Consider the following 11456-nt stretch of genomic DNA (forward strand, 5'->3'; position numbering starts at 1 on the left):
TTTCATTAAGAATTTCTGTAAATTGCTGAATGTAAGAGTTAAGCTCGGAAATATTATGATTTATAATATCAGTCAAATAAAATGCAATTCTATCGGGGACTTCTGGGAATTTTTCTAATAAATTTTCAGAAAAAGTACCATTTTTCTGAGTTAGAGTTAAACGAGAAATAATTGTAAGTATAGAGTTAATTATTCGAAGAGATTCGTTTTGGACTGAATTCCACTTTTTTTGAGAAATTTGGATTCGTTTTTTAAACACACGTATCTTTTGACTCAATATCATTCCAAACCATAACGTAAAAAAACATAAACTTTTGTAGCTATATTTCGAGAATGTGGTATATTCAAACAATAAATAAAGTTAATCAATCGAGTAAACATTCATTCATAATCATGATCATTTGTAAGAATTCATCAGATAAAGTTAAAGCATGGGAATAATGGATGAATAAGCTAAGAATACTGATTATTGGCCTTCTTTATATTAATTCCATTATTATTTTTCAGCCTTCGGGTTTAATATCGGCATTAGATGAATTTGAAAAAGCTCCTATCTTTAAATCCCAGTTTGAAAATTATACGGTTATAGAAGATGGAATTGGTCAAAAAGGCCTCTTTACTAATGATTCTCAAATGCATAATTGGCTCTTAGAAGATCTAGCTCTAAGTCAAGTTGTTTTTTTCTCAATTTATCCAAATAATAGCCTAATAAAATCAGAATTATCAGTAAAAGTGTTTAATCCAATTGGGATAGAAATTATTTTTCAAGAAACACCATACCCAGTTCAACCCTTTTTGGGTTCATGGACTGTATCAAGTCCTGGTAATTGGTATATTCAAGTTGGTATTTCTACGAGTCCTAACAATCAATCTTACACTATATTAGTATCCATTCCAGAGACTAAATTCAATGAGGCTTCTGCAGAACTAATTAGTGAAAGCCAATACCTAGGTAATTTTTCTCACAATCATGAAGTGCATTATTGGAAGGTGGTTTTGGCTGAAAATCAAAATGGTACCTTATTTTTGAAAGAAGGAACACCAAATGTACTTTTAGATTCTGAAATTACAATATATCCGCGTTCGATTGGTTTACAAAACCCTGTAATTAGAGGAGCTCAAATAAAACCAGCAGAGGGGTCATATAATTTCACTTGGATTGCTAGGTCAACCGATACTTATATTATAAGAATTAATCATTTAGTTCAGTTAGGCTTTCCTATTGGAACATACAACATTTCGTTTTCAGCTCAAAGTAGCGGGTACAATTTTGACACAGCAAATATCCTTCCTCATAATAAGACAATTTCAGTTAATCTTGAAAGGGGTTATACTCCCCGAATAAAGTTCTATTTCTGGTTTGAGGTAAACTCTAGTCCTTCAATAGCAAAAATAAGTGTTTTTGAATTTAATTTTACTACTAATTCTGTTTTAGATTTTGCTATCGTGGAGATTTTCGATGAATGGGGACAGAATCGACTCTTCATTGGAGATGAAGGCCAAGAGCTAAGAGATGGCGAAATTAATTACACGGATACTTTAGATGGAGGAAAATACTATCTTGTAATTTCTCCTCAAAGTAATGCAGTAGGGACCTTTGGAATCTTATATGAAGTACGATTACCAAAACCCTTCATTTGGAATCCCTTCTCTATATTTCTAACCTTTATTTTTCTACTAGCACTACCAGGATCATTAATATACATTAATCATACAGGAAGATGGTATCGTATAGATCAATGGACTGTTGAATTTTCTTTGGAGGAAACCTATAAATTTTTTAAATATAATTTTAGTGGATTATTTAATATAAAAGAGGTTCCCAATGATTCGATTTTAATTCGGATATCAAGTATCCCCTTACCAACATTTGGGATATTGAATTTCATCGAGTCGTCAGAGTCAGAAACCTTAGTGTTTTGTAAAAGAATAAAACGACGAATCGAATGGGTAATGTTTTTATTGATTGGTTTTTTTATTTTTGATATTGTAAATTTAATTTATTTTACAATTTTCTCTCAACATTTGTTACCATTCTATATTGCTAACCTCACAGAGTTATTTCTGAGTCTTGCGGGGCCTACTGTTATTCTAGCAATTTTTGTGTTATTTATTAACATTTCATCTTATATTACCTACACTCAATTAGTTAGTCGTGTTAATTTTATTGTAAATAATTATGCACATACAAAAACTGAAGGTATAATTACCCCAAGTATTGATCCTGCACAAGCATTGAAAAATATCAATTATGTTCGGGTCCTTTGGAATCAAGCTAAACATGCGTTTAAAGAAAATAATTATGAACTTTTTGTGATAAAAGCAGATGCAGCAGTAAAAAATCTTCTAACTACTCGTTATTTACAAATTGTTTCTAACAATCTTTACGATAAACCTGATTTTCAGGTTCAAATAACAGAATTAAGAGAACGTGGATTTGATCTTCCAAACGACAAAAAAATTGCACATTTCCGTAATTTACGAAATAGGATTGTACATTCATCCGTTACCTTAGATGAAAAGGAATCAGTTGATTGCTTTGCTTTTTATTCAACATTTATTACTCGATTAGGTCTTAGACCAACATAACCTAAGAAATTAATTTCATGGAACGTTATAATTTTCAATAAAATGTTTTTAATTGCATTTACCATAATACTTATTTAAAGGGTCTACCTATTAATCGAGTAAAATAGCACATTAGCAGTCTTGGAGGTTGTTGTCACGGTCGAGACTATAGTAGAAGAAGCTGAACTCCCTGATTCCTGTAAAAAAGTATTCAGCGTTATTATAGAAGAAGGGCCTCTAAGTTCAAAAGAAATTGTGTCAAGAGTATCCTGTTCTACTCGGTCAGTTCGATACGCACTAAAACGACTCTTGGATAACGAATATGTGGAAAGACATCCATGCCTCGAAGATATGCGTCAGACAGTATATAGTGCAAATATTAACCTTTTCAAGGGAGAGATGTCGGCACTAAGAAGAATACAATGACACTATCGTAATTGAAGAAGAAAATTCTTCTAATAGCATTCTTGTAGAAAAAATTTTGCCTTGAATATTATTCTGTGTGACTTCCCCCAAGTTTAATGGATGATTTAGCTAGTCTAATTTGATTATTTTCAATAAATCCTTCCGCACGTAGAATATGTCCTTCAAAATGAGTTTTATCTAAACTAAATCTTACCCCAATGCTAAAATTAAATGTTTCGCCTTCGACAAGAGTTGAAATCAACTTTTCAGAGGTACCTTCATAAATTTCAACCTCTTTTGGGATTTGAACCTTAATTTCTAGATTTTGAAGAGCAAGTTTTCCAATATTTTCAGCACGAATGGTTACAAAATAGTCCAAATCTTCTTCTATGGTATCTGATTCCATTATTATTTTAAGAGCTGGGGTAGCATCATTAACATTAATAGAAAGGGTATTTGATAAACCTGGATAATCACCTTCTTCCGAAGGAATAATATATTGTAATGATATTGGTCCAATTTCCCATTTTCCAGGTAGATTTGGTATTAAAGTAAAAATGCCTGTATAATTTTCCCCAGTACTCATTTTTAAAGGGAGCTCAGGCATTGTTGAACTAATCAACCTGAAATTAGTGGTTTTTAAATTTAATGTTTTGATGGCTAAAGGTGCATAGGCTGTAAGCTTCGCAGAGACGGAAAATTCTTCACCTTTTTGAATTTGGTCTTTCATCTCTAGATTAGTAAGAGATATTTCAACTTCACATAAAGAACACCTCTGCATTACAAGTTCTGCAGTTTTTAAAATTGTTGCAAAGCCGAATGGAAGACCAGTTTTTGGAAGGTTTTTCTTCTCTAGAAATGTATCACTTGAGTGAATAAGATTCCAACTTACCTGTATAGAATTAGAATATTCATCCTTAGGATTATATTTAAGTTTTTTATACATTATAGCTAAGAACTTGAAGTCTTTTTCAGCAAGATGAATAAGAAATTTCATATATTCAAATTTAAACTTTGAGATAGGAGGATTTTTACTTATACGAGCCATTAATAATCCCCGCTCTATATCTTTTAAGATCTCTTTAATGGTGTATTTGGAGTTAAGACGAGTATCTAGTAGGTCATAATATAATGTAAGGGAAAGTTCATGCATTTCAGCTTTCTCTGCGCTCAATGCAGCATTATCCAAACAAATAATCTGATTTTCTAAAGCTCCTTGCTTTTGAAAATGTTTATATGCCTTTTGAAATGATTTTAAGGCCAATTTATATTGTTTTTTCGAATATGCTTCTTGGCCTTTCTCTAGATCAAGCTCTGGATTAGGTTGAAAGAATTTTTTTAAAAAGGACATTATAATCACTTGATAATTATTAATGGCTTTAAGAAATTGAATGTTTCAACAAAATAATTGGATTCTCATATTATTTTTGAAAGTTTGTAGTAAAATTGTTGCGTTAGAAATAAGAATTTTGAGGGAATTAGAAAAACCAAATGGCTAGGAAACTAAAAAAATTTAAAGAATAAAAAGGTGAATTCGTTATAGGCTTATAGAGAACGAATAAAATTCATTAATTCTTGTTCACGTTTACGAAGTACTTCTATAACAGTTTCTTTTAGCAGCTGTGCATCTTTTATTGATTTACCGATATCATAAATTCGACGTGATAATTCAACATCTCCCAAGACATAATTAATCCATAACGCTAAATCAGACCTTATAACTGGGCCATCTAACTCACGGTCCTCAAAAAAATCATAAGTAGTTTCTCTAAAGACATGAAATTGAGCAATAGTTGCTGGAATCTCAGGAAGAATTGAGATCAATTCGGGAAGATTGGTAATTGTAGCTAGAACTTTTCCATTACTCCCAAAAAACCGAAAAGCTAGCTCTGGGGAACATTTTTTAAAGGCTTCCTTGGGAATGTTCTCTTCTAAGTTTATACCAACCACATTCGATCACTGGGAGACTCTTAAATCGTTGCCTTATTAAAGGTTTCCATATTTTTCGGCTTTAATAGGAATTAGAGCACCTCTATGGAATTAGATTTTTTGTTTTAAATTAAGAATTTTTCTTATTTTAGCAAATAGTGGTAAAAAAATAAATGATTTTCTTAAACTTGATCTTCCAAGATTTTTAGAATAAATAAATTATTAAAAACTCTTTAAAATGAACAAAAACCTGAAAAGACCAAAATTCTGATGATTCAAGTTTTGTCACCTTTTTCAAATCATTTCAGCAGTTTGTTTCATTCAAAAATACTATTGCATATGACCAAGGATTTAAAATAGATTACAATATCTATCTTTCAGTTTATTTATAATACTTAAAATGAAGTGATCATTATTCATTTTAAAGGTGGAAAAAGTTGCCCCCTATCCGTGATATAGAATGGGAGATCGCTAAAGGAAAGGTTCTAGAAAACCAGAAGAATGCTGAATTAGCCCAAAAATATGGTATTTCTCATGAGAATAATGTTTCCCGCATCTATTCACGATTTGTTGAAAAAATAGAGCAAACTGAAAAAGATCTTATTCTTGCCATTGAATTGGGTTTGTATAAGCCTACATGGTTAGAGTTAAAGGATAAATCTTGGGATTCTGAAATAATGAACTCACCTTCAGTACCTAGTACCGGGAATCAATGATTTATTCTGAACCAAAACGTGAATAAAGAATTTTTTTTCTTTTATTCATACGATGTTGTAATTTATCAACTGTAGAAGCAACCTCAAAAATTTTACAAATTGGATAATGAGGGTGAGAATAAGTACCAGGAATACTAATGTGTGAAGCAATCCTAAATGGGATTTTTGGCACTAATTTAGAGTTAGGGAAATAGATAGGGAGTTTTAATCCATAACTTTTAATTTTTCGATTAAAAGTATCCTTAATGAAACTTTGGATTATACTACGACCTAATTTTAATTCCCAAAGGCGAAAATTTTCATCAAAGGTAGGTACAATTGAAAATGGAAATAATTCATTATCTTTTATTGTGAAATAAATGGTGTAAAAGCCAGTAATTTCCAGAAAATGGATTATTCTCTTGAAACTATTAATAATTGAATCCTGTGTTAAATTACTAGTAGTAATAAAAGGGAATAAAGCGTTTTTTTCTAATGGATAGAGGAGAAATTGATGATTATTTGGTTCAACTAAGGTTTGGAGACCTAAGCAAATTACTTGTTTTTGGCTCTTCATAAATGCTATAGAATGAATCCTAGAAGCGGGTACAGTAATCCCGCTATAATTTTTTTGAATCTTCTGCAATATAGCTTGGGATGGAATATAAAATGAATTTTCAGGACAGAGAAAAATTATTGGATTAGTTTCTATAATTTCTAGCTCAGAAGCTGATTGGATTATGAAATTTGATTGAATTATTGATTCTTCTCTAATTTTCTTAAAAAAATCATAATCAGAGAGAAATAACTGAGTTGTACTTTTAAATGGAAAAGAATTCTTTATGTTATTTGCAATAGAGGAGAATTGTTTTGCATCTCTATGGAAAGGCGAACATGCTATTAAAAAATCAAATTCTATTTCCTCGATCATAATAAGAGTCAATTCAAAAAGGTATTGGTCAATAGAGCGCTGATCTGGAGTGGAAATCTCTTCCTTAACTGCCTGTTTAACAACTGAAAATTTCCAATTCGCATATTTTCTTACTTCAAGATTACCCATAAGATCAACGGATCCAATTTGTATATCTGGGAATTTGGACTTAATCGAGCGGACTAGTGATCCTACTTCATATCCAATAATCAAAACTCGTTTAGAATCTCTTAATTCTTGCATATGGCTACCCAGATTGAAATTGTGAAAATACTTTTCACATGTAAATTAAAAATACAACATGTTGTATTAATAAATCCAAATGTTGATAAATTAAATTAATACTATTCTATTAATTAGTAGAGGAAAACTTGGTATCATTTTCCGTATAATGATCGTTTGATTAGTTTTAGATGAAGAATGTAGCTGTAAATCATTATAATTTTACAATAAAGCTACATTATTCTTTTTGATTAAAAATTTAGGAGTAAACAGATATGCAAGATGTAAACCGTGATCGATTTCTGTATTTACAAGTAATTATTGATTATTTAAAAATCAACAGCCATAGAATCGCACATCACGTGTTGACAAGGACTCCAAACCCCTTATCATCGAGAGAAGATTTGAAATCTCTTATTCCTTATATTGATGGATATGTTGCTGATATATTAACATTAGACGCCAATTCATATAAAACTTTTGTGAAAAGTGTTCAATTTGATGATTTGGTTGCTCATTTTCATGGAGATTACTCTTTGAATGAGAGTTTATCGGCACTTGAAGGTAAAGGTCTAGAAAATATCCATTATATCTTTGTAACAAATGGGGTATTAATTCCAACTTTGGTGAGTGAAGAATTCTTATCAAATTACAATTTTTTAAAAGAAATAACCTTTTTAGAAACTAGATTTGAACCGAAAAGTATCCATGCCATTGGAAATCCCTCTATTTACCTTAGGAAAGTAGTTAGTCAAATAAAAGAAATATTACCTTTCTTTGAAGAAGTTCTCAGCGACATGTGTAGTTGTGGGGGTATTTATCATAAGGGAAAATATCAGATTAATTATTGGGGAAAAAGTTTACAAATTGAATATTCAGTTTGTCCAAGCTGTGGAATTCAAAAAGAAGCACCTGAAAACGCAGGTCAAGTTATGAATTTCGTACAAAAACTTTCTGCAGAGTAAGAACTAACCTTATTATTAGGAGGATTATCTAGACCAAAATTATAGTGAGAAAAATTCCTATTTTAAAGAATATGGATTATTAAAGTTGATAAATCAGATTATTAAAAAATAGTTCGATATTTCAATCAAGAATGTTAGGAATATAGAAAATTAAAATAAAAATTTGCATCAGATGCTAAAATACTTATGAAGGGAGAAAAGGTGAAAAGAAAAGTCGGTTGCAGTAACCTTAAGAAGAGTAAGTTATTGAACAATCGCTTTTCTTTTCTTATTTAACCAATATACCTTCTTTCTTATAAGGTTTCCTGTTTATACATTTCCTTTTTTTAAGAAAACAGAGTTAAATAGACCGTTTTTTCTTTTAATTTATGACTTATTTTGCTAATGGTATCAAAGTAAAAGCATGATAATGCATCATGTTCCTTCGCATTATCGTATCTATGAATAAGTTCTAACTCGAGTTACTCAACTGATGTAATACACATCAAGTAGCTTCAACAATTTATCCCTATCAAACCACTATTTCGAGGAAAAGGCTAGATGATATTACTTCTTCTGAGGTAAGTAACATTGAAATGCATATCATAAAAATCAATGTAAGACTCTAAATAGGAAATATCGTTTTTTACTGATTTAAAGCCATTATCTCTATTATCTAAATAGTTTTTTATTTAAAAAGTGACTAAACCTCCGATAAAATTAGATTTCTAACATTTTTTCCTTTTCCTTTAAAAACAAGTTTTTAATGATAATATAAAGCTCTTTGCATAGGTTATCAAAATATTGGAGAATAATTATTTTATTCTAGGTTTCCAAGTCAATCTTAATGTTATGTTCTTTAAAGTTGTATCACTTAAGAGAGTCTTGATTTCCAATTTTCAACTGACTTTAAAATTTCTTCTTTAATCTTAATTAAACTTTCCTGAGTTATTGTTTTACTACGAGACAATTTTTCGAGATTTAAAGCAAAACGATTCATTTCATAGGAAATAGTCCCTGAATAAATAAGGGTGAATAGATCATCTTTGCTCGATCTAATTATATTTACCATACCTTGAGCTGAATCAGCATTTTTAATTTTAGCAGCAAATGAATCAAAGAAAGAGGAAACTCTTCGCGAATCCGTTGATTGCAATTTTTCCCTCTCTTTAATTTCGACTGCAATTCCTACTATAGCATTCGCAATTGTTGGTTCTAGCCGATTCATTTCATGAATAATTGTCGTTTCGAGGTTTTCATCAACTATTGCAGTTAATACAACCTTTGGAGTTGAATTAATTACAGTTGAAAGGAGTAATCCTCCTGTTGTCCTCACTGTCATATTAACAAAAGCCCCTGAAAGTTCACGCGATATCGTATCTCCTGTAGAGGTAACAAGACTACTTAATGCACTTAAAGCTAGTTCCACTTCTTCATTATCTACTTTTGAGTGTGTAATTATAGGTAAACCAGATTCATCGGATAAGACACAAATTTTAGCTCCTAAATCCACAATTGAAGCGATTAACACGGATAAAGATTCAACATCTGTTGACATTCAGTTACCTTCCCAGTCTGATACATTAGCTTATATAAGGAATTTATCTTCAAATAAAAAGTGTATGTAAATAAGATTTACGAATTTTCAATAAAGGAATCAATTTGTTCAAGGTACAAATATCGCGATAGGTAAAACTTATAGGAATGTTGGGCAATACCTCCAAATAAGATAATTAAACCATTATAATCTTATTAAATAATATTATATCACTGCATTTAGTTTTTAAGTAAAGTAACCCCAATAATTATGGATATTACATTAGTAGAGATGGTCAATATATGGAATTATCTCCAAATGTCGAACGTATTCAATATGCTATTCGGGATATTGTCTCTACGGCAAAAGAGGTTGAAAAAAAGGGGAAAAAACTATATTATTTTAATATAGGAGATCCCGATAAATTTGATTTTGATACACCTAACTATTTAAAATCTGCTTTAATAAAAGCCTTAAATGAACCATTTGCTAACGCCTATAGTGATTCTGCAGGAAATCAAAATCTAAGAAAGGCGATTGCTGATAGACAAGAAAGATTGTGGGGTACTAAACTTAATCCAGAAAAAATCCTAGTGACAACGGGTGTTTCTGAAGCTATATCATTTATCGCAGCTAGTATGGCTCCGAGCATTGAAGTGTTAGTTCCTTCCCCAATATATCCTTCTTATCTTTCGTATTTCAATTTTTATAATATAAATCCAATTCAATACAATAATGATGAAAAAAACCATTGGTATCCTGATATTGATGATATTAGAAACAAATTAACCTCAAAAACGAGAGCAATTCTTCTAATCAATCCTAACAATCCAACAGGGGCAGTATATCCTCCTAAAGTTGTAAAAGAAATCACTAATGTAGCTGGGGAGAATGATCTTCTGATAATTTCTGATGAGATTTATGATCTCTTAAGCTTTAAAGATAATTTTAAATCAACAGCTTCATTAACTGATCTTCCCGTTTTGGAATTGAATGGTATTTCAAAAACATTTTTATCTCCAGGATGGCGACTAGGATGGGCAAACTTGAGAGATGATGACGAGAAATATACTAATTTTTGGGAAGCTATGGCCAAACAATCACGAATAAGATTATGTTCAAATTCTCCAATCCAGATTGCAGTAAGTGAAATTTTGAATAAACCAATGGATTTTCTTCCCAATGTTAAAAAGAAAATAGAAAACCGCGCATTATATTTCGTCAAAAGAATAAATGAGATGGATGGGTTATCAGTTTCTCCTCCCGAAGGAGCATTCTATGCTTTTCCTAAAATTGAGAAAAAAATACCTGATCGTCAATTCGTTCTAGAACTATTAAAAGAAACAGGAGTATTATTTGTATTTGGAAGTGGCTTTGGAGAGTTAGGGAAAAGTCATTTTCGATCTGTAGTTCTCCCTCAAGAAGATGAAATGACAATTGCATTAGATTTAGTGGAAAAATTTCTTAAAAAAATTCCTTAGAATTACAAATGAGATGTGTAGAGGATGACAAGGATAGACGAAATCAAGAAGATCGAGCTATACCCAATTATAGGGACAGATAGCCACCTTAATGTAAAGGGATTAAAAGATGAAGATGGACGCAATAGAACAGGGTTTTTTATCACTGGAATGAGATTTATCAACATTGAACAGCCTGAACCTCGCCGGATAAGAGCTCGGATTTCTTGGAATATCGAAAATCAAGCTATAGAAATTGAAGAAAATGTCTCCAGTATGATGAAAAGAGGTATTGCACTATCAGTTTTTTCTATAGGAATTAAGGAGGGTGAAAGTGGGTTAGAATTTCAAGAACCAGTCATCATAAGAGGGAATCCCGAATTTACAGACCATTCATTCGAAGGAACCTCAATACGATGTTCTTGGATGGATAGCCCATTAATGTTAGAGCTTTCATCTTCAGAAGGACGATTCTTATCAACTAAATTAAGAACTAAGCAACAAATAGTTGAAGTTAGAATCGGTTAAAGGATTAAATCAAATTTTTAGTGAATTACCTTTTTTTCCTCTTAATTATTCTTAAGATTTTGTTATCTAGAAATAAAAAAACACTTTCTAGGTTATGACAACTTATTTATTTTTCAATTTGATTTGTAAATCTCTTTAAACAAAGAAGAAAAAAAGATTTAATAGTACTCTTCTTCAATATAATGATTGTTAAAGAACTCACAAACAGGTGTTCTCTCGATGGTTCCTGATGAAAAA

11 protein-coding genes are annotated in these 11456 nt (G+C 30.9%); 6 read left to right on the plus strand and 5 right to left on the minus strand.

Annotated elements, in window-relative coordinates:
• Positions 1-277, minus strand: a 277-nt coding sequence (locus ACWVCY_RS04760; protein ID WP_455140709.1) for a hypothetical protein, incomplete at its 3' end; no start/stop codon positions are given.
• A gap of 167 nt (positions 278-444) precedes the next feature.
• Between ACWVCY_RS04760 and ACWVCY_RS04765 the strand changes: the two genes are divergently transcribed.
• Both ACWVCY_RS04765 and ACWVCY_RS04770 read left to right on the plus strand, forming a co-directional pair.
• Entirely contained in the window at positions 445-2589 is a 2145-nt protein-coding gene (locus tag ACWVCY_RS04765) for a hypothetical protein (RefSeq protein WP_455140710.1), read from the plus strand.
• Between the two features lie 120 nt (positions 2590-2709).
• Positions 2710-2994, plus strand: a complete 285-nt coding sequence (locus ACWVCY_RS04770; protein ID WP_455140712.1) for a MarR family transcriptional regulator — start codon at positions 2710-2712, stop codon at positions 2992-2994.
• 67 nt (positions 2995-3061) lie between these two features.
• Here ACWVCY_RS04770 and ACWVCY_RS04775 read toward each other — a convergent pair whose 3' ends face one another.
• Together ACWVCY_RS04775 and ACWVCY_RS04780 are read right to left on the minus strand one after the other, a co-directional pair.
• Complete coding sequence (locus tag ACWVCY_RS04775; protein ID WP_455140714.1) at positions 3062-4324, minus strand: hypothetical protein; 1263 nt, start codon at positions 4322-4324, stop codon at positions 3062-3064.
• Positions 4325-4518: 194 nt separating this feature from the next.
• Positions 4519-4923, minus strand: a complete 405-nt coding sequence (locus ACWVCY_RS04780; protein WP_455140716.1) for a DUF5752 family protein — start codon at positions 4921-4923, stop codon at positions 4519-4521.
• Between the two features lie 416 nt (positions 4924-5339).
• Between ACWVCY_RS04780 and ACWVCY_RS04785 the strand changes: the two genes are divergently transcribed.
• On the plus strand, positions 5340-5618 hold the full coding sequence (locus tag ACWVCY_RS04785; protein WP_455140717.1) for a hypothetical protein: 279 nt from the start codon (positions 5340-5342) through the stop codon (positions 5616-5618).
• Between the two features lies 1 nt (position 5619).
• Here the strand turns inward: ACWVCY_RS04785 and ACWVCY_RS04790 are convergent, their stop codons facing one another.
• Positions 5620-6771 (minus strand): hypothetical protein, encoded by a 1152-nt coding sequence (locus ACWVCY_RS04790; RefSeq protein ID WP_455140718.1) that lies wholly within the window; start codon positions 6769-6771, stop codon positions 5620-5622.
• A 254-nt stretch (positions 6772-7025) separates the two neighbouring features.
• Here ACWVCY_RS04790 and ACWVCY_RS04795 point away from each other — a divergent pair, with 254 nt between their 5' ends.
• On the plus strand, positions 7026-7715 hold the full coding sequence (locus ACWVCY_RS04795; RefSeq protein WP_455140720.1) for a hypothetical protein: 690 nt from the start codon (positions 7026-7028) through the stop codon (positions 7713-7715).
• Between the two features lie 853 nt (positions 7716-8568).
• Here ACWVCY_RS04795 and ACWVCY_RS04800 read toward each other — a convergent pair.
• A complete protein-coding gene (locus ACWVCY_RS04800) occupies positions 8569-9252 on the minus strand; it encodes a hypothetical protein (protein WP_455140721.1) in 684 nt (227 codons plus the stop codon).
• A 281-nt stretch (positions 9253-9533) separates the two neighbouring features.
• Between ACWVCY_RS04800 and ACWVCY_RS04805 the strand changes: the two genes are divergently transcribed.
• The gene (locus tag ACWVCY_RS04805; protein WP_455140723.1) at positions 9534-10712 is read left to right on the plus strand and encodes an aminotransferase class I/II-fold pyridoxal phosphate-dependent enzyme; all 1179 of its coding nucleotides are present in this window, start codon (positions 9534-9536) and stop codon (positions 10710-10712) included.
• 24 nt (positions 10713-10736) lie between these two features.
• The gene (locus tag ACWVCY_RS04810; RefSeq protein ID WP_455140725.1) at positions 10737-11219 is read left to right on the plus strand and encodes a hypothetical protein; all 483 of its coding nucleotides are present in this window, start codon (positions 10737-10739) and stop codon (positions 11217-11219) included.
• Positions 11220-11456 lie beyond the last annotated feature (237 nt).

The organism is Candidatus Hodarchaeum mangrovi, from assembly GCF_975850365.1.

Coding starts and splice junctions, on each gene's coding strand:
- ACWVCY_RS04765 (WP_455140710.1), top strand. CDS start 445: ATGAATAAGCTAAGAATACTGATTATTGGCCTTCTTTATATTAATTCC.
- ACWVCY_RS04775 (WP_455140714.1), bottom strand. CDS start 4,324: ATGTCCTTTTTAAAAAAATTCTTTCAACCTAATCCAGAGCTTGATCTA.
- ACWVCY_RS04790 (WP_455140718.1), bottom strand. CDS start 6,771: ATGCAAGAATTAAGAGATTCTAAACGAGTTTTGATTATTGGATATGAA.
- ACWVCY_RS04795 (WP_455140720.1), top strand. CDS start 7,026: ATGCAAGATGTAAACCGTGATCGATTTCTGTATTTACAAGTAATTATT.
- ACWVCY_RS04800 (WP_455140721.1), bottom strand. CDS start 9,252: ATGTCAACAGATGTTGAATCTTTATCCGTGTTAATCGCTTCAATTGTG.
- ACWVCY_RS04805 (WP_455140723.1), top strand. CDS start 9,534: ATGGAATTATCTCCAAATGTCGAACGTATTCAATATGCTATTCGGGAT.
- ACWVCY_RS04810 (WP_455140725.1), top strand. CDS start 10,737: ATGACAAGGATAGACGAAATCAAGAAGATCGAGCTATACCCAATTATA.